Genomic DNA, 16,703 nt, shown 5'->3' with positions numbered 1-16,703 from the left:
GGCGCGGCCCCGTCCCGAGCCTCGGCCCGATTCCGGGCGGGCCCGCGCGAAGCCATACCCTTGAGCGCGTGTTGCGGATCGAGCAGGCGACGTACGACGCCATCGTGGAGCACGCCAAGCGGGACCACCCCGTGGAGGCGTGCGGGATGGTCGCGGGCCCGGTCGGCAGCGACCGGCCCACGCGTCTGATCGAGATGGTCAACGCCGCCGGCAGCCCGACCTTCTACGAGTACGACTCGACGGACCTGCTCCACCTCTACCGGGAGATGGACGACCGCGACGAGGAGCCGGTGGTCATCTACCACTCGCACTCCGCGACCGAGGCGTACCCGAGCGTGACCGACATCAACCTGGCCAGCGAGCCCGGCGCGCACTACGTGCTGGTGAGCACGCGGGAGCACGGGAATAACCCCGGCCCCGTGGAGTTCAGGTCCTACAGAATCGTCGACGGCGTCGTGACCGAGGAAGAGGTCACCGTCGCCGCCAGTGACACCCCAGAGGAGAACAGCTGACATGGCCATCGAGGTCCGGATCCCGACCATCCTGCGCACCTACACCGGTGGCGAGAAGGCGGTCAACGCCGACGGCGCCACGCTGAGCGCGCTGATCGACTCCCTCGAGGCCAACCACCCCGGCATCAAGGACCGCCTCATCGAGGGTGCCGACCTGCGCCGGTTCGTGAACATCTACATCAACGACGAGGATGTCCGGTTCATCGGCAGCCTCGAGGCCGCGCTCTCCGACGGCGACCAGGTCGTCATCCTGCCGGCGGTCGCCGGCGGCGCTCGCTGAGCGCGCCGTAGCGATGGTGCGCTACGACAGTCTGCTGGCCTCCGTCGGCAACACGCCGTTGGTGGGGCTGCCGCGACTGTCGGCGCCGTTCAACACCCCCGGTGCACCCGACGGTCAGCAGGTGCGGCTCTGGGCCAAGCTCGAGGACCGCAACCCGACCGGCTCGATCAAGGACCGCCCGGCCCTGAAGATGATCGAGGAGGCCGAGAAGGACGGGACCCTGCGTCCCGGCTGCACGATCCTCGAGCCGACGTCCGGCAACACCGGCATCTCGATCGCGATGGCAGCCAAGCTCAAGGGCTACCGCACCGTGTTCGTGATGCCGGAGAACACCTCCGAGGAGCGACGCCAGCTGCTGCGGATGTGGGGCGCCGAGATCGTCTCCTCACCCGCGGCCGGCGGCTCCAACGAGGCCGTGCGGGTGGCGAAGCAGATCGCGGCCGAGCACCCCGACTGGGTGATGCTCTACCAGTACGGCAACATCGCGAACGCCCTCGCCCACGAGGAGGGCACCGGCCCGGAGCTGCTCGCCGACCTGCCGTCGATCACCCACTTCGTCGCGGGGCTCGGCACCACCGGCACGCTGATGGGCGTCTCCCGGTTCTTCCGCCGCGCCCGGCCGGAGGTGAAGATCGTCGCCGCGGAGCCGCGCTACGGCGAGCTCGTCTACGGCCTGCGCAACCTCGACGAGGGCTTCGTCCCCGAGCTGTACGACGCCGAGCTGATCGACAGCCGCTTCTCGGTCGGCCCGCGCGACGCCGTACGCCGGGTGCGGGAGCTGCTCGAGCTCGAGGGCATCTTCGCCGGCATCTCGACCGGCGCGATCCTGCACGCCGCGCTCGGCCAGGCCGCCAAGGCGGTCAAGGCGGGGGAGTCGGCCGACATCGCCTTCGTGGTGGCCGACGGCGGGTGGAAATACCTCTCCACCGGCGCCTACGAGGGCACCGTCGACGAGGCCGAGGACAGGCTCGAGGGCCAGCTCTGGGCCTGACCCCACGCGGGCGCCGGGCATGATGGCCCGGTGAGGATCCTCCTGGGCGTGTTGCTGGCCCTGTCCACCTGGCTGGTCGCGCCCGTCGGCGAGGCGCACGCCGACGACGCCACCGCGGCGCGCGTCGAGCAGCAGGCCAAGCCCCGCACCATCCGCTACTCCGTGCGCGTGCGCGGCTCGGTCAGCCGCCGGACCGTGCGTGAGTTCCGGGTCCTTGCTCAAGAGACCTACGACGACCCGCGCGGCTGGTCCGGCAAGGGCCCGGGCCTGCGCTTCGAGCAGGTGAAGCGGGGTGGCGCCTTCACCCTGTGGCTGTCGCGGGCACGCCTGGTGCCGTCGTTCTCGAGCGCGTGCAGCGCCCAGTGGTCGTGCCGGGTCGGGCGCAACGTCATCATCAACCTCGACCGCTGGCGCGGTGCCTCACCGGCGTGGCGCAAGGCCAAGCTGCCGCTGCGCGACTACCGGCACCTGGTGGTCAACCACGAGACCGGCCACTGGCTCGGCTACGGGCACGCGTCGTGCTCGCGGCGCGGAGCCCTCGCCCCCGTGATGATGCAGCAGTCGAAGGGCACCGGCGGGTGCCGCTTCAACCCCTGGCCGACGCCGGCCGAGCTGCGCCGGCACTGAGCCGGGGGCCGAACCCGGGGCTCACTTCCAGGCGAGGTCCTGGCCGAGGTCCCACAGGCTGTCGGGGACCGGCCCGACGCCGAGGATGTCGAGGCTGACGTTGGCGACCTCGCCGTTGCGGATCGGCTGCGGGGAGGCGCCGAACGAGGGGCGGGTGCGGCCGGGGTTGGCGCGGTCCGGGTTCAGCGCGTAGAGGTCGGTGTGGGGGACGCCCGCGCCCCAGAAGGCGAACGCGACCCGGTAGTCCTCGCGGCTGGTCTTGATCGCGTGGTTCTTCGTGCCGGGGATGCCGCCGTGGTCGGAGGTGAGCACGATGACCGTGTTGTTGCGCAGCGACGGCGTCGACTCCACCTGCGTCATGATCGAGCCGACCAGCTTGTCGACCTGGCCGACCGCACGCAGGTAGCGGGCCGACATCCAGCCGGCGTCGTGCCCGACCTGGTCCGGCTTGCCGAGGTGGACGAACGAGAAGGACGCCGGGTCGGTCGCGAGGTCGGTGCGCAGCGCCTTCACGACGGCGCCGTTCTTCTCGACCTCGATGACGTTCTTGTCGACGGCCTTGGGCCAGGAGTTCTCGAACAGCCAGAACTTCGACTTGGTGGCGTAGACGGCGGTGGTGCCGCCGGCCTCGTGGACCTGGGTGAACACCGAGTCGACCTCGTGGCCCGCCGCCTGCTGCACCGTCGTGGTCACGGTGTCGTCGTTCCAGGTCACACCGTGCCCACCCTTGCCGGCCCGGATCCGGCGTCCGGTCACCATGCTGGTGTGGTTGGGCAGCGTGACCGTCATCTCGAGCTGGGTGCGGGCGTTGACCGTGCCCGCACCCTCGTCCTTGATCAGGCGGTGCAGGTTCGGCGTGCCGGTGCGGCCGAGCTTGGTCAGCGCCCGCGGGTTCAGCCCGTCGACGGAGATCGCGATCACGTGCTTGCCGTTGACCGTCTCGCGTGCCGGGCCGGGACGCTCGGCCGTGGCGGTACCGGGGGCGGCGAGGAAGGCGGCCGCGAGCGCGGCGGCGAGGACGACGGCAGGACGGCGCAGGTGGCTCACCCGGGGGAGCCTACGTCGCGACCGGCGGACGACGTGATCTCGGTCCCGGAATGCCGACTGCGGGCACCCCGACGCCGTAGTCTGACCGGGTGCGGCAGGTGAACCATCCCGATGGCGGTGTCGGCGTCGACCTCGATGCGCCGATCGGGATCTTCGACTCGGGCTTCGGCGGCCTCACCGTCGCCCGGTCCGTGATCGACCAGCTGCCGCACGAGTCGATCACCTACGTCGGCGACACCGCCCGCCAGCCCTACGGCCCCAAGCCGATCGGCGAGGTGCGCGAGTACGCCCTCGAGTGCCTCGACCACCTCGTCGACCAGGGCGTGAAGGCCCTCGTCATCGCCTGCAACTCCGCCTCGGCCGCGATGCTCCGCGACGCCCGCGAGCGCTACGACGTCCCGGTGGTCGAGGTGATCTACCCGGCCACCCGGCGCGCGGTCGCCGCGACCCGCAACGGCCGGATCGGCGTCATCTCCACGCGCGCCACCGCCGAGTCGATGGCCTACGACGACGCGTTCGCCGCGGCCCCCCAGATCACCCTCACCACGCGGGCCTGCCCGCGCTTCGTCGACTTCGTGGAGGCGGGGGTGACCGGTGGCGACGAGCTCATCGCCGTCGCCCACGACTACCTCGACCCGCTGACCGAGCTCGGCATCGACACCCTGATCCTCGGCTGCACCCACTACCCGCTGCTGACCGGCGTCATCTCCTACGTGATGGGCGACGACGTCACGCTGGTCAGCAGTGCGGAGGAGTGCGCCAAGGACGTCTACCGGATGCTGGCCGACTCCGGCCTCATGCGCCCGGCCGGCGAGCCGTCGTACACGTTCACCACGACCGGCTCCCCGGCGGAGTTCGAGACGATCGGGCGACGGTTCCTCGGACCCGAGCTCGTCGCAGCAGGCCAGTTCGCAGGGGGTGTGCATTGATGGTTGACGAGAGCGGTGCCGACGTAGCGCCGGCGACGACGGCGCTGCGCGTGCCGCCGACGCCCAACACCGTCAAGGTGACGGTCGTCGGCTGCTCCGGCTCCTACCCGGGCCCCGACTCGCCCGCGAGCTGCTACCTCGTCCAGGCGACCGACTCGCTGCGCACCTGGAGCCTGGTGCTCGACATGGGCAACGGCGCGCTCGGCGCCCTGCAGCGCTACGTCGACCCGCTGCAGGTCGACGCCGTGTTCATCAGCCACCTGCACGCGGACCACTGCGTCGACATGACCAGCTACTACGTGCTGCGCAAGTACCACCCCACCGGCACCCAGCCGAAGATCCCGGTCTGGGGCCCCAAGGGCACCGCCAAGCGGCTCGCCAAGGCCTACGACCTGCCCCGCAAGCCCGGCATGCGGGAGGAGTTCTCCTTCCGGGTCTACCGCGACCCGATCGAGATCGGCCCGTTCCGCGTCGAGCCCTACGAGGTCGACCACCCGGTGCCGGCGTACGGTCTGCGGGTCTCGGCGTTCGGGAAGGTGCTCGCCTACAGCGGTGACACCGGACCCACCGGGACCCTGATGGACATCGCCGCCGACGCCGACCTGTTCTTGTGCGAGGCGTCCTTCCGCTCCTGCGACGACAACCCGCCCAACCTCCACCTCACCGGCACCGAGGCCGGCGACGTCGCCACCAAGGCCGGCGCCAAGCGGCTCGTGGTCACCCACGTCCCGCCGTGGCACGACGCCGCGACGATGCTCGCCGAGGCCGAGGCGGCGTACGACGGGCCGACGGAGCTGGCTGTCCAGGGCACGGTCTACGAGCTGTAGCCGTCCGGACGTCCAGGAGGTTCGCAGCACCCCCGGTCGTCGAGGAGGTTGCGCAGCAACCGTCTCGAGACGTCTGGCCGCGCTTCCGGGAAGGTGCCGGTCGACTCGCAGGCTCACCTGCGGGCGGCCTGGCGTCGTGACGCGCCACGACCTCGCTTGCTTCGCTGCGCAAGCTCACCTGCGGGCGGCCTGGACGCTCCTATGGTTGGTCAAGCGGTCCGGGGTGGGTTTTCGAGGAGTCGGTAGAGGTCGCGGGCGATGTAGCGCTTGAGGCAGCGGCGGGCTTCGCGGGTGGTCTTGCCTTGGCTGGTGCGTCGTTCGATGTAGCCGCGTGTGCGGTCGTCGTAGCGGGCCCGTGAGAGGGCGATGGTGTGCAGGGCGCGGTTGAGCTGGCGGTCTCCGTAGCGGTTGAGTCGCCATCGGGTGGTGGTTTGCCCGCTGTTGGCGGGGATGGGGGCGACACCGGCGAGCATCGCGAACGCTGCTTCTGAGTGGACCCGGCCGGGGTGGGACCAGGCGCACAGCACGATGGCGGCGGTGATGGGCCCGACGCCGGGTTGGGCGAGCAGGTCGGGGCGCCAGTCCCGCACGATCTGTGCGATTGCCTTCTCGTGGACCTCGGCTTCGTCGGTGAGGTCCTTGATCCGGCGGGCCAGTGACCGCAGCGCGGTCACGGTGATGGTGGTCTCGATGTCCCACGACGCCTGGACCCGCAGGCTGGCGGCGATCCGGACCAGGCCCATGCCGTTGGCGCCCCGGAAGCGTGCGCGGAGGGGTTCGGGGGTGATCATGATCAGGCTGAACAGCTGACGGCGGGCATCCGCGGCGGCTTGGACCGCGGAACGGCGTACTGCGACCAACACCGCCAGGGCTTGGCGGTCGTGACCGGCGCGGGGAGTGCCGAGCCGGGGGCGGGCGAGTGCTTCGCGTGCGGCTCGGACCGCGTCGAGGGGGTCGGACTTCGCGCCGTTGCGGCGCTTGGCGCGTACCGGTCGGTCGAGCTCGATGACGACCTCTTCGAGCGTGCTCAGGTGGCGAGTCAGGCCGGCGCCGTGGCTGCCGGTGCCCTCGATGGCCCACATTCGTAGCACCGCGTGGGCATCGGCGAACTCGACCAGCTCGGCGTAGCCCTCGGCGGTCGCCTCGACCGTGATCTGCTCGAGGACCGCGCCGGTGCGGGCATCGACCACGGCCGCGGCGTGGGTCGCCACGTGGGTGTCGACCCCGATCACCACATCGATGGCCTCGCGTAGATCGGTGAGGTCAGTCAGACTGGACATCTGCATCTCTCCTTGCCGGAAGTGGATGTGGAATCCGGTCCGGGATGGAGACTCGGCAGGACTGTGATGAGACACGACAGGCGCCGTTCACGCCGGTCGGTCAAGCTCCTGATCAGGCCAGTCGCTCCAACCCGGGCCGGGGCCGGCAACCACGAGCGGACAAGTCCACTTCAAGGCACGAAGCCAGTCTCGAGATGAGTCACACCCGCGGTCACCGCCCCACAGCCCATCACTGATCAGGCTGCAAAGGAATCCTCACAGTCTCGAGACGCGTCACGACCTCGCTTGCTTCGCGGCGCGAGCTCGCCTCCTCGACCTTCGGCCGCTGACCGCGGGTTCGCAAGCTCACCCGCGGGCGGCCTCAGTCCTGGGCGAGCTCGGCCAGCAGCTCGATGCCGCGGGTGAGACCGCCGGCGAGGTCCCCGGCCGAGAACCGGGCCGTCATCGCGGCGGCGGCCTGCTGGGCCTCGTCGTCGGTGATCCGCTCCCGGACGTGGCCACCGGTGACGATCTCGACGACCCGACGGTCCGGGTCGACCATGATCAAGATGCTGCGCGCCGGCAGCACGAGGGTGTTGTGCAGGCTGGTCGCGAAGTCGCGCGGCTCACCGCTCGCGGCGCCGACGAAGACCGAGATCTCGGCTCGAGACACCTGCTCCGCGTTGCGGATCGTGACGTCGAGGGCGGCACGCTCGGCCGCGGTCAGGGCGTTGGTCCTCATGTCCGCGGACTACCAGCTGCCGCCGGCGCCGCCGGCCTTGGAGTCGTCGGAGTCGGGAGCCGCGAGCTCACCGGCCGCCTTGCGCGGGCCGCCGAGCCACTGGTTCTCCGGCTCGAGGGCGTCGGGGCTGAGGTCCTCGCCGCGGGCCAGCGCCGGGGCGACGAAGAGCAGCGTGATGACGACGAAGACGAGCAGCGGGATGCCACCGAGGTAAAGGAAGGCGTGCAGCACGTCGACGTCGGGCTCGACCTCCCAGCTGGCCGACCCACTACCCGGGCGCGGCTCGGGGGTGTCCGCAGACGCGGAACCCGCTCCGGCGACGACGAGCAGGGCGCTCACCCCGAGCAGGGAGAACACGGCGAGCAGGCGGCGTACGGCAGTGCTGGTCACGAGGCGCATGCTATCGGCTCCGGTTCCCGAGTGGGGTAGCGGTGTCCGCGCCGAGCCTCAGGCGGCTTTGGGACACTGGGCGGATGCCAGTCCTCCCCCTGCTGATCGCCGCCCCGACCAGCCCGTGCGCCGACGGCGAGACGGTCTGCGACCTGACCTGGGACGTGACCGGGAACCGCACGCTCGCGGCCCTGTCCGACGTGGTCATCGGCAAGCCGCTGGCGATCATCGGCCTGGTCCTGCTGGGCCTGGTGATCCGGTGGCTGCTGCAACGGGTGGTCGACCGGGTCGCCCGGCGCGCGGAGCGAGGTGTGCTCCCCGAACGGGTCGAGAGCGCGGTGACCGCTCGCCGCAAGCAGCGGGCCGCGACGATGGCGGGCGTCCTCAAGAGCTTCATCACGTTCGTCGTCGTGGCGATCATCGGCACGATGGTGCTCAGCGAGGTCGGCGTCGACATCGCCCCGATCATCGCCAGCGCCGGGATCATCGGCATCGCGCTCGGCTTCGGCGCCCAGTCCCTGGTCAGGGACTTCCTCGCCGGGATCTTCATCTTCATCGAGGACCAGTACGGCGTCGGCGACGTCGTCGACGTCGGCGACGCCAACGGCACGGTCGAGGCGGTCACGCTGCGGATGACCCGGCTGCGCGACCTTGAGGGCACGGTCTGGTACGTCCCCAACGGGGAGATCCTGCGGGTCGGCAACAAGAGCCAGAACTGGTCGCGCGCCGTCGTCGACGTCCGGGTCGGGTACGACGAGGACCTGGCCCGCGTGCAGCGGATCCTGCGCGACGTCGCCCACGACCTGTGGGAGGACGACGAGTTCAGCCACGTCGTCATCGAGGAGCCGGAGGTGACCGGCGTGGAGCTGATGGAGCCCGACTCGGTGACCATCCGGGTGCTGGTGAAGACAGCGCCGCTCGAGCAGTGGGGAGTCGCACGGGCGCTGCGACAGCGGATCAAGGCGCGCTTCGACCACGAGGGCATCGAGATCCCCTACGCCCAGCGCGTGGTGTGGCACCGCGAGGACCGGCGCGCGCAGCAGGACCGGACCTCTCCGGCCGGCGCCTCCGCCGACGAGGGATGATGACGACGTGACCACCGGGAGCGACGAGACCAGCTTCTACGACGAAATCGGCGGGTTCGAGACCTTCCGCAAGATCGTCGCGACCTTCTACCAGGGCGTCGCCGCCGACGAGGTGCTGCGCCCGATGTACCCCGAGGCGGACCTCGGGCCGGCCGAGGAGCGCTTCCTGCTCTTCCTCGTCCAGTACTGGGGCGGGCCGACGACGTACTCCGAGAACCGCGGCCACCCGCGGCTGCGGATGCGGCACGCGCCGTTCGCCGTCGACACCGAGGCGCGGGACCGCTGGCTGGGCCACTTCCGGGCCGGGCTCGACAGCGTGGACCTGACGCCGGAGCAGGACGCGCGGTTCTGGGAGTACGTCACCCACGCGGCCACGTTCATGGTGAACACCCCCGGCTGAAAAATTTCCCGACGCATGTAACACCCGCCGGCGGTGGCGACATGTTCCGGTTGAGAGCACTCTCGCCCGTCCCCCGCACAGCAGAGCAGGCCATGACCCACGAACGCGCCACCGAGCGGCTCCGCGTCGACGTACCGACGCTCGAGCCCGACCCGGCGTTCCTCGGCATGCTCACCCACCTGAGCGCGACGTCGCAGGCGACTCTCCCCCGATCGACTCGGTCGGCCGGTTTCCGCGTGGCGCTCGCAACCGGCTCCGTAGCCGTCGTCGCGACCGCCACCTGGGCAGCGGGCGTTCCCACCAACGGGGGTGTCCCACACACTCCCGCTGACAGCCCGACCCGGATCGGACCGTCCGGCACACCGAGTCCCGGAGACGTCGGAACCCCACACTCCGACGTAACCACCACGCCCGGCAGCCCCCTGTCCCCGGGGCTGCCGGGCAACTCCACGTCCCCCTCGTCCGAGCACGCCTCCGACCCGGACCGCGCCGTCGGGGGGAAGGGCCGCGGCCAGGGCAAGGGCCACGCCAAGGGCAAGGGCAAGGCGAACGGCAAGGGCAAGGCGTCCCCGGGCAAGGCCAAAGGGCACCAGAAGGACAAGGCCCAGGGCAAGGCCACCGGCCACGACCGGCAGCCCCGGGAGGACGCACCACCGGCCGACCCGCTGGGAGACCTCCTCGACGGCATCTTGAAGAACCCGGCCGGCGGGGCCGAGAACGGCAACCGGTACGACGACCAGCAACGTCCGGCGCACTGACCGCGAGGAAATGTCCCGCTTCAGGCTCGCAGACGGGACAATGGGACGCGTGGTCCGGGGCAAGGTCCGGAGCACGCCAGAACAACAGGGGTGGGGACACGTCCGGTGCGGGCCGACGACGAGCTCGTCACTGCAGCGAAGCGCGGTGACGCCGCAGCGTGGCGCGAGCTCTATCGCGACCACGCGGGTCGGCTTTTGCTGTGGCTCGAGGCCCGCTCCTCCCCCGGCGGCGAGGCAGCCGACGACATCGCTGCCGCCACCTGGCTGGTCGCGGCGGAACGGATCGCCGACTTCCACGGCAACGGCTCGGACTTCGGCGGCTGGCTGTTCGGCATCGCCCGCAAGCACGCGGCCAACGCGGGTCGCCGTACCGCCACCCGGGTGAAGGGCTTCGACACCTTGGCCGCGGACGCCGAGCGGACCGCCGCGAGCCCGGAGACCGGGATCCTCGCCGACGAGTGGGTGCGCCGGGCGCTGGACGCGCTGCCGCCCCGAGAGCGCGACGTGATCGCCTGCACCGAGGTGCTCGACCTGGACGTGGCCTCGACCGCCGCCGCGCTCGGCATGACGGCGGTGGCCGTCCGTGTCGCCCGGCACCGCGGGCTCAAGCGGCTGCGCAGCCACCTGTCCGCAGGCTAGAACAGGTTCTACTCTTCTCCCATGACGCTGCTCGTGTCCGACGACCACCGGGTCCGCACCCTGACGCTCGACCGCCCCGAGGCGCTCAACGCCTTCAACGAGGAGCTGTACGACGCCACGGCCGACGCACTCCTCGCCGCAGCCGAGGACCCCACCGTGGCGGTGGTGCTGCTGACCGGGGCCGGCCGAGCGTTCAGCGCCGGCACCGACCTGCTCGAGATGCACCAGCTCGCCACGAACCCGGACTTCCCGCGCGGCAAGCACGGGTTCATCGGCCTGGTCGACGCGCTGGTCGACTTCCCCAAGCCGCTCGTCGTCGCGGTCAACGGGCTCGGGCTCGGCATCGGCGCCACCATCCTCGGGTTCGCGGACCTGGGCTTCATGGCCGAGGACGCCCGGCTCAAGTGCCCCTTCACGGCGCTCGGCGTCGCGCCGGAGGCCGCGTCGTCGTACCTCTTCCCGGCGCTGGTGGGCCGCCAGCACGCCGCCTGGGCGCTGCTGTCCTCGGAGTGGATCAGCGCCGCAGAGGCGCGCGAGATGGGCCTGGTCAGGCAGGTCTGCGCCCCCGACCAGCTGCTCGCCACCGCACGCCGGCACGCCGAGGTCCTCGCCGCGAAGCCGATCTCGTCACTGGTCGCCGTCAAGCGCACCATGACCGAGCCGCACCGCGAGGCGATCCGCGCCGCCCGGGACCGGGAGAACGCCGCCTTCGCCGAGCTGATGGGCGGCCCGGCCAACCTGGAGGCGCTGGCCGCCTTCGCCGAGGGCCGGCAGCCCGACTTCACCCAGCTGCCGTGACCATGTCGCCGAGCGCGTCGACGAGCGCCTCACGGAAGCCGTCGACGGGCGTCACCGACCGTTGCGTCTCGGTGTCGAAGAAGACGAGCACCACCTTCGACCGGGCCAGCACCGCACCCTCTGCCGAGCGGTCGGTGCCGTCGGTGATCTCAGACTCGACGGTCAGCGACTTCGTCCCGATCTGGGAGACCACCGTCCAGCAGTCGTAGGACTGGGGCCGCAGCACGATCGGGGCGACGTACTCGACGTCGGCCTGGGCGATCACGCTCGCCATCCGCGGGAAGCCCTTGAGCGCGTGCCGTAGCCGGCCGAGCGAGGCGATCCGGGACTCCTGGAAGAACTCGAAGTACTTCACGTTGTTGACGTGGCGGTAGATGTCGAGGTCGGAGAAGCGCACCTGCACGGGATAGTGCGCGGCGCGGTCGCGGGGCACGTCGACGAGGACCGGGCGCGAGCGGACGTCGCCGAGCTCCGCGTACGGCGCCAGCGCGTTGCGCTCCTGGTCCTCGAGGCGACGCGGCTCGCCGGTCGCGACCACGAACGGGGCCAGCACGGTCCGGGCGCGCAGGTAGACGGTGCGAGTCCCGTCGGGCTGCTCCTCGAAGACCTCGTGGTCGAGCGTGAAGCTCGCCGTGCGGATCTCGCTGACCCACGACTCGATCGAGACCGCCTGGAACCGGAAGCGCAGCGGGGCGCGGAAGGTGACCTCGTGCCGACGCACGACGTAGGCGTCGTTGTGATGGTGCTCGACGCCCGCGGCGGTCCGGCAGGCGTGCAGCAGTGCGCCGCGCGCCTCTTGGAGGTAGTCGACGTACTTCACGTTGTTGACGTGGTTCAGCTGGTCGATGTCACCCCAGCGCAGGGGGCAGTCGTAGCGGTGCCGCACCCCGACATGCTTCCAGACCCCGCCGAGGGGCGGCGCGAGGCTCCGCACGCCGGGACGGCACTGTGGCGTCCGCCACCACCAGAACAGGTTGCAGTCCGCGGCGACTACGCTGGGCTGGTTCTGCCTCTCACCTGCACCGAGGAGTCTTCATGCCCGAGGCCGTGATCGTTTCCGCCGCCCGTACGCCCATCGGGCGTGCCAACAAGGGCTCGCTCAAGGACTTCCGTCCCGACGACCTGACCGCGTTCATCGCCCAGGCGGCGCTCGACAAGATCCCCGCACTGGACCCGAAGGACGTCGACGACTTCTACCTCGGCGTGGGCCTGCCCGGCGGCGAGGCCGGCAACAACATGGCCCGCGTGGTCACCACGCTGATGGGCACCGAGATCCCCGGCGCCACGACCACGCGCTACTGCGCGTCGTCGGTGCAGACGTCCCGGATGGCCTTCCACGCCATCAAGGCGGGCGAGGGTGACGTGTTCATCTCCGCCGGCGTCGAGACCGTGTCCCGCTTCCAGTTCGGCACCTCCGACCACATCCCCAACACCAAGAACCCGCTCTTCGCCGACGCGCAGCAGCGCACCGAGGAGTACGCCCAGGGCGGCAAGGTGTGGCACGACCCCCGCGAGGACGGTCTGCTCCCCGACATCTACATCGCGATGGGCCAGACGGCCGAGAACGTCGCGAGCATCCGCGGCCTCAAGCGCGAGGACCTCGACCACTTCGGCGTCCGCTCGCAGAACCTCGCCGAGAAGGCCATCGCCGACGGCTTCTGGGAGCGCGAGATCACCCCCGTGACCCTCGCCGACGGCACGGTCGTCAGCAAGGACGACGGCCCGCGCGCCGGCGTCACCTATGAGGCGCTCTCCGGCCTCCAGCCGGTGTTCCGCCCCGACGGCGTGGTCACCGCCGGCAACTGCTGCGCGCTCAACGACGGTGCCGCCGCGGTGGTCATCATGTCCGACACCAAGGCCGCCGAGCTGGGCCTGACCCCGCTCGCCCGGATCGTGGCCACCGGCGTCTCCGGGCTCTCCCCCGAGATCATGGGCATGGGCCCGGTCGAGGCGACCCGCAACGCCCTCAAGCACGCCGGCATGACCATCGACGACATCGACCTCGCCGAGATCAACGAGGCCTTCGCCGCCCAGGTCCTGCCGTCGGCCGAGGACCTCGGCATCCCGATCGAGAAGCTCAACGTCAACGGCGGCGCCATCGCCGTCGGTCACCCCTTCGGCATGACCGGCGCCCGCCTGCAGAACACGCTGATCAACTCCCTGCAGTGGCACGACAAGTCCACCGGTCTGATCACCATGTGCGTCGGTGGCGGCCAGGGCATGGCGATGATCCTGGAGCGCCTCAGCTGACCTGAGCGCTCACTGTCCCCGGCGGGCCGTACCTTCGTGCCATGAGCATCGAGGTACGGCCCGCCGTCGTCTTCGAGGACGTGGCGGCCCTGGTCGGGCCCAAGCGGCCCGAGTCCACCGTGTGCTGGTGCCTGAGCTATCGGATCCCCTCACGGCTCAACAACGAGCTGCGCGGGCAGGAGCGCGGGGCCTACGTCGCCCGGTTGCTCGAGGACGGGCCGCTCGGGGTGCTCGCCTACGACGGCGAGGAGCCCGTCGGCTGGGCGGCCGTCGCGCCACGTTCGGCCACGACCTTCGCCCGCAACCGCAAGATCCCCCACGTCGACGACCTGCCCGTCTGGTCGCTGTGGTGCATCCGGGTCCGCCCCGGGCACCGCGGCCAGGGCATCTCCCACGCCCTCATCGAGGGAGCGGTGGCCTTCGCGCGCGAGCGCGGCGCCCCCGCGCTCGAGGCCTATCCCCTCGACAACGGCGGCGTGAAGGTGGACCAGACCATGGCCTACCCCGGGCTGCGCGCCAACTTCGAGGCAGCAGGGTTCCACCACGCCGCCGACACGACATCGGTGTTGAGCGGACACCCGCGGATCCTGATGCGACGGGACCTAGACTGACGCAGTGAGCGACGCGGTGACCGAGAAGAGTGCTGCGGCCGTGGCGACCGGCCGCGAGCCGCGCTGGCTCGACCCGGAACAGCAGCGCACCTGGCGCTCCTTCCTGCTCGGCACGACGCTCCTGCTCGACCGCATCGACGAGGACCTGCGCCGTGAGCACGGCCTGTCCGCGGTCGAGTACGAGATCCTGGTCCGCCTCTCCGAGGCCGGCGGCACGCTGCGGATGGCCCAGCTCGCCGCGGCACTGGCCCACAGCCGCAGCCGGGTCACCCACACCGTCAAGCGGATGGAGAACGCCGGCCTCGTCGTACGGGAGGAGTCGCCCGAGGACGGCCGCGGCGTCGACTGCCGGCTCACCGACGCCGGTCAGGACACGCTGCGCAGGGCCGCCCCCGACCATGTCGAGACGGTGCGTCAGTCGCTGGTCGACCTGGTCGACCACGCGGACCTGATGGCACTGGGCCGCGTGATGGACGCGGTCTGCGACCAGCTCATCTGCGCACACCCCGAGCGCGAGTTCCGGCGGTAGGACCCGTCAGGGGCCGGAACGACCGGAGCGCAGGAGCCGAGCCTTCCGGCGAGCCGACCGGCTTGCCGCCACGCGCAGCCGCTCCCTACGGGACCCGACCGCGCGCGCGGCAGCGCGGCGCGAGGCACGAGCGACGGGCTCGCGCCCCCTCCCCTCACCCGTCGGACGTCGCGGGAAGCGACGGCGACGGAGCGCAGGGAGCGACGAAGGAGCGACCGGAGCGCAGGAGCCGAGCCTTCCGGCGAGCCGACCGGCTTGCCGCCACGCGCAGCCGATCCCTACGGGACCCGACCGCGCGCGGCAGCGCGGCGCGAGGCACGAGCGACGGGCTCGCGCCGTCCAGCTCAGTCTCGGGTGAGGCGGCGGTGCGTGACCCGGTGGGGACGCGCTGCGTCGACACCGAGGCGCTCGATCTTGTTCTCCTCGTAGGAGGCGAAGTTGCCCTCGAACCAGAACCACTCACCCTCGTTCTCCTCGGTGCCCTCCCAGGCGAGGATGTGGGTGGCGACCCGGTCGAGGAACCAGCGGTCGTGGGACGTCACGACGGCACAGCCCGGGAAGTCGAGCAGGGCGTCCTCGAGCGAGGACAGGGTCTCGACGTCGAGGTCGTTGGTGGGCTCGTCGAGGAGCAGCATGTTGCCGCCCTGCTTGAGGGTGAGCGCCAGGTTGAGGCGGTTGCGCTCACCACCGGAGAGCACGCCGGCCTTCTTCTGCTGGTCCGGGCCCTTGAAGCCGAAGGAGGCGACGTAGGCGCGGCTGTTCATCTCGAAGTTGGCGACCTTGATGAAGTCCAGACCGTCGGAGACGACCTCCCAGACGTTCTTGTTGGGGTCGATGCCGCCACGGCTCTGGTCGACGTAGGAGATCTTCACCGTCTGGCCGACGTTGAGCTTGCCGGAGTCGGGCTCCTCACCGCCGGTGATCATCCGGAACAGCGTGGTCTTGCCGACGCCGTTGGGGCCGACGACACCGACGATGCCGGCCCGGGGCAGCGTGAACGAGATGTCGTTCCACAAGATCCGTCCCTCGAAGCCCTTGGTGAGGTGCTCGGCCTCGAGGACCACGTCACCGAGTCGCGGACCCGGCGGGATGTTGATGTCGGCGGCGTCGATCTTGCGGGCCTTGTCGGCCTCGGCGGCCAGTTCCTCGTAGCGGGCCAGACGCGACTTCGACTTGGTCTGGCGGGCCTTGGCGTTGGAGCGGACCCACTCCAGCTCCTTCTCGAGCATCTTGGCGCGCTTGGCGTCCTTGGCGCCCTCGACCTTGAGGCGCTCCTTCTTGGTCTCGAGGTACGTCGAGTAGTTGCCCTCGTAGCCGTGGATCGAGCCACGGTCGACCTCGGCGATCCACTGCGCGACGTTGTCGAGGAAGTACCGGTCGTGGGTGACGGCCAAGACCGCGCCCGGGTAGCTCTTGAGGTGACCCTCGAGCCACTGGACCGACTCCGCGTCGAGGTGGTTGGTGGGCTCGTCGAGGAGCAGCAGGTCGGGCTGCTGGAGCAGCAGCTTGCACAGCGCGACGCGGCGACGCTCACCACCGGACAGGTTGTCGACGAGCGCGTCGGACGGCGGGCAGCGCAGCGCGTCCATGGCCTGCTCGAGGCGGCTGTCGAGGTCCCAGGCGTTCATGTTGTCGAGCTCGGTCTGCAGCTCACCGGTCTCGATCATGAGCGCGTCCTGGTCGGCGTCGGGGTCGCCCATCTCCATGTAGGCGTCCTCGAGCCGCTTCATCTTCGCCTTGGTTTCGGCGACGGCCTCCTCGACGTTCTCGAGCACCGTCTTCCCCTCGGTCAGCGGCGGCTCCTGCTGGAGCATGCCGACCGTCGCGTCGGGGTCGCGCACGATGTCGCCGTTGTTGGGCTGGTCGAGGCCGGCCATCAGCTTGAGCAGCGACGACTTGCCCATGCCGTTGGGGCCGACGACGCCGATCTTCGCGCCGTGCAGGAACGACAGCGTGACGTTGTCGAGGACCACCTTGTCGCCGTGGGCCTTGCGAACGTTGCGAAGGGAGAGGACGTATTCAGCCACGG

General features: G+C 70.8%; 20 protein-coding genes. 14 read left to right on the top strand and 6 right to left on the bottom strand.

The genetic code is table 11. The features are described from left to right. The first annotated feature begins 68 nt into the window (after positions 1-68). From KU893_RS19315 to KU893_RS19300, 4 genes are read left to right on the top strand one after another with little or no spacing between them, the layout of a single operon-like run. Entirely contained in the window at positions 69-512 is a 444-nt protein-coding gene (locus tag KU893_RS19315) for a M67 family metallopeptidase (protein ID WP_218236018.1), read from the top strand. 1 nt (position 513) lies between these two features. Continuing rightward, complete coding sequence (locus KU893_RS19310; RefSeq protein WP_218236017.1) at positions 514-792, top strand: MoaD family protein; 279 nt, start codon at positions 514-516, stop codon at positions 790-792. Positions 793-808: 16 nt separating this feature from the next. Continuing rightward, on the top strand, positions 809-1,783 hold the full coding sequence (locus tag KU893_RS19305; protein ID WP_425575340.1) for a PLP-dependent cysteine synthase family protein: 975 nt from the start codon (positions 809-811) through the stop codon (positions 1,781-1,783). 30 nt (positions 1,784-1,813) lie between these two features. Next, entirely contained in the window at positions 1,814-2,410 is a 597-nt protein-coding gene (locus tag KU893_RS19300) for a DUF3152 domain-containing protein (RefSeq protein WP_218236015.1), read from the top strand. A 21-nt stretch (positions 2,411-2,431) separates the two neighbouring features. Here KU893_RS19300 and KU893_RS19295 read toward each other — a convergent pair whose 3' ends face one another. Then, positions 2,432-3,457 carry an alkaline phosphatase family protein gene (locus KU893_RS19295; protein ID WP_218236014.1) on the bottom strand — a complete coding sequence of 342 codons (1,026 nt, stop codon included), beginning with the start codon at positions 3,455-3,457 and terminating at the stop codon, positions 2,432-2,434. 89 nt (positions 3,458-3,546) lie between these two features. Here KU893_RS19295 and murI point away from each other — a divergent pair, with 89 nt between their 5' ends. Together murI and KU893_RS19285 are read left to right on the top strand one after the other, a co-directional pair. Continuing rightward, a complete protein-coding gene (murI, locus tag KU893_RS19290; protein ID WP_257441431.1) occupies positions 3,547-4,386 on the top strand; it encodes a glutamate racemase in 840 nt (279 codons plus the stop codon). After that, complete coding sequence (locus tag KU893_RS19285) at positions 4,386-5,213, top strand: MBL fold metallo-hydrolase (RefSeq protein ID WP_218236013.1); 828 nt, start codon at positions 4,386-4,388, stop codon at positions 5,211-5,213. Before murI ends, KU893_RS19285 begins: the two co-directional genes overlap by 1 nt. 209 nt (positions 5,214-5,422) lie before the next feature. On the opposite strand, the gene KU893_RS19280 is transcribed toward KU893_RS19285, so the two are convergent. The 3 genes from KU893_RS19280 to KU893_RS19270 all read right to left on the bottom strand — a co-directional run bounded on the left by KU893_RS19280 (position 5,423) and on the right by KU893_RS19270 (position 7,604). Continuing rightward, entirely contained in the window at positions 5,423-6,493 is a 1,071-nt protein-coding gene (locus KU893_RS19280) for an IS110 family RNA-guided transposase (RefSeq protein WP_218236012.1), read from the bottom strand. Positions 6,494-6,854: 361 nt separating this feature from the next. After that, complete coding sequence (locus KU893_RS19275) at positions 6,855-7,214, bottom strand: DUF5130 family protein (protein ID WP_218236011.1); 360 nt, start codon at positions 7,212-7,214, stop codon at positions 6,855-6,857. Positions 7,215-7,223: 9 nt separating this feature from the next. Then, positions 7,224-7,604, bottom strand: a complete 381-nt coding sequence (locus KU893_RS19270; protein ID WP_218236010.1) for a hypothetical protein — start codon at positions 7,602-7,604, stop codon at positions 7,224-7,226. An 83-nt stretch (positions 7,605-7,687) separates the two neighbouring features. Here KU893_RS19270 and KU893_RS19265 point away from each other — a divergent pair, with 83 nt between their 5' ends. The 5 genes from KU893_RS19265 to KU893_RS19245 all read left to right on the top strand — a co-directional run bounded on the left by KU893_RS19265 (position 7,688) and on the right by KU893_RS19245 (position 11,284). After that, the gene (locus tag KU893_RS19265; protein ID WP_218236009.1) at positions 7,688-8,689 is read left to right on the top strand and encodes a mechanosensitive ion channel family protein; all 1,002 of its coding nucleotides are present in this window, start codon (positions 7,688-7,690) and stop codon (positions 8,687-8,689) included. 7 nt (positions 8,690-8,696) lie between these two features. Then, the gene (locus KU893_RS19260; protein WP_218236008.1) at positions 8,697-9,089 is read left to right on the top strand and encodes a globin; all 393 of its coding nucleotides are present in this window, start codon (positions 8,697-8,699) and stop codon (positions 9,087-9,089) included. Between the two features lie 92 nt (positions 9,090-9,181). Further along, positions 9,182-9,847: a hypothetical protein gene (locus KU893_RS19255; protein WP_218236007.1), complete on the top strand. Its 666-nt coding sequence runs from the start codon at positions 9,182-9,184 to the stop codon at positions 9,845-9,847. A 90-nt stretch (positions 9,848-9,937) separates the two neighbouring features. Beyond that, positions 9,938-10,486, top strand: coding sequence for an RNA polymerase sigma factor (locus KU893_RS19250; protein ID WP_218236006.1), 549 nt, complete (start codon positions 9,938-9,940; stop codon positions 10,484-10,486). 21 nt (positions 10,487-10,507) lie between these two features. After that, positions 10,508-11,284: an enoyl-CoA hydratase/isomerase family protein gene (locus tag KU893_RS19245; protein ID WP_218236005.1), complete on the top strand. Its 777-nt coding sequence runs from the start codon at positions 10,508-10,510 to the stop codon at positions 11,282-11,284. On the opposite strand, the gene KU893_RS19240 is transcribed toward KU893_RS19245, so the two are convergent. Beyond that, entirely contained in the window at positions 11,268-12,218 is a 951-nt protein-coding gene (locus KU893_RS19240; protein WP_257441549.1) for an acyl-CoA thioesterase, read from the bottom strand. The genes KU893_RS19245 and KU893_RS19240 overlap by 17 nt on opposite strands. A gap of 101 nt (positions 12,219-12,319) precedes the next feature. On the opposite strand from KU893_RS19240, the gene KU893_RS19235 reads away from it, so the two are divergent. The 3 genes from KU893_RS19235 to KU893_RS19225 are packed head-to-tail and all read left to right on the top strand — an operon-like array spanning position 12,320 to position 14,674. Then, entirely contained in the window at positions 12,320-13,534 is a 1,215-nt protein-coding gene (locus KU893_RS19235) for an acetyl-CoA C-acetyltransferase (RefSeq protein WP_218236004.1), read from the top strand. Positions 13,535-13,575: 41 nt separating this feature from the next. Then, the gene (locus KU893_RS19230) at positions 13,576-14,145 is read left to right on the top strand and encodes a GNAT family N-acetyltransferase (protein WP_218236003.1); all 570 of its coding nucleotides are present in this window, start codon (positions 13,576-13,578) and stop codon (positions 14,143-14,145) included. 4 nt (positions 14,146-14,149) lie between these two features. Beyond that, on the top strand, positions 14,150-14,674 hold the full coding sequence (locus KU893_RS19225) for a MarR family winged helix-turn-helix transcriptional regulator (RefSeq protein WP_257441548.1): 525 nt from the start codon (positions 14,150-14,152) through the stop codon (positions 14,672-14,674). A 344-nt stretch (positions 14,675-15,018) separates the two neighbouring features. Here the strand turns inward: KU893_RS19225 and ettA are convergent, their stop codons facing one another. Beyond that, positions 15,019-16,701 (bottom strand): energy-dependent translational throttle protein EttA, encoded by a 1,683-nt coding sequence (gene ettA, locus KU893_RS19220; RefSeq protein WP_218236002.1) that lies wholly within the window; start codon positions 16,699-16,701, stop codon positions 15,019-15,021. Positions 16,702-16,703 lie beyond the last annotated feature (2 nt).

It is taken from the genome of Nocardioides daeguensis (assembly GCF_019192965.1).
Lineage (GTDB): Bacteria > Actinomycetota > Actinomycetes > Propionibacteriales > Nocardioidaceae > Nocardioides > Nocardioides daeguensis.
The sequence above is the reverse complement of the archived record's forward strand: the minus strand, read 5'-3'. Positions and strand labels throughout refer to the sequence as shown.

Bases quoted from the DNA above. Each gene is read 5' to 3' on its own strand.
- KU893_RS19310 (WP_218236017.1), top strand. From the start codon at position 514: ATGGCCATCGAGGTCCGGATCCCGACCATCCTGCGCACCTACACCGGT.
- KU893_RS19285 (WP_218236013.1), top strand. From the start codon at position 4,386: ATGGTTGACGAGAGCGGTGCCGACGTAGCGCCGGCGACGACGGCGCTG.
- KU893_RS19280 (WP_218236012.1), bottom strand. From the start codon at position 6,493: ATGTCCAGTCTGACTGACCTCACCGATCTACGCGAGGCCATCGATGTG.
- KU893_RS19275 (WP_218236011.1), bottom strand. From the start codon at position 7,214: ATGAGGACCAACGCCCTGACCGCGGCCGAGCGTGCCGCCCTCGACGTC.
- KU893_RS19265 (WP_218236009.1), top strand. From the start codon at position 7,688: ATGCCAGTCCTCCCCCTGCTGATCGCCGCCCCGACCAGCCCGTGCGCC.
- KU893_RS19255 (WP_218236007.1), top strand. From the start codon at position 9,182: ATGACCCACGAACGCGCCACCGAGCGGCTCCGCGTCGACGTACCGACG.
- KU893_RS19245 (WP_218236005.1), top strand. From the start codon at position 10,508: ATGACGCTGCTCGTGTCCGACGACCACCGGGTCCGCACCCTGACGCTC.
- KU893_RS19235 (WP_218236004.1), top strand. From the start codon at position 12,320: ATGCCCGAGGCCGTGATCGTTTCCGCCGCCCGTACGCCCATCGGGCGT.
- KU893_RS19230 (WP_218236003.1), top strand. From the start codon at position 13,576: ATGAGCATCGAGGTACGGCCCGCCGTCGTCTTCGAGGACGTGGCGGCC.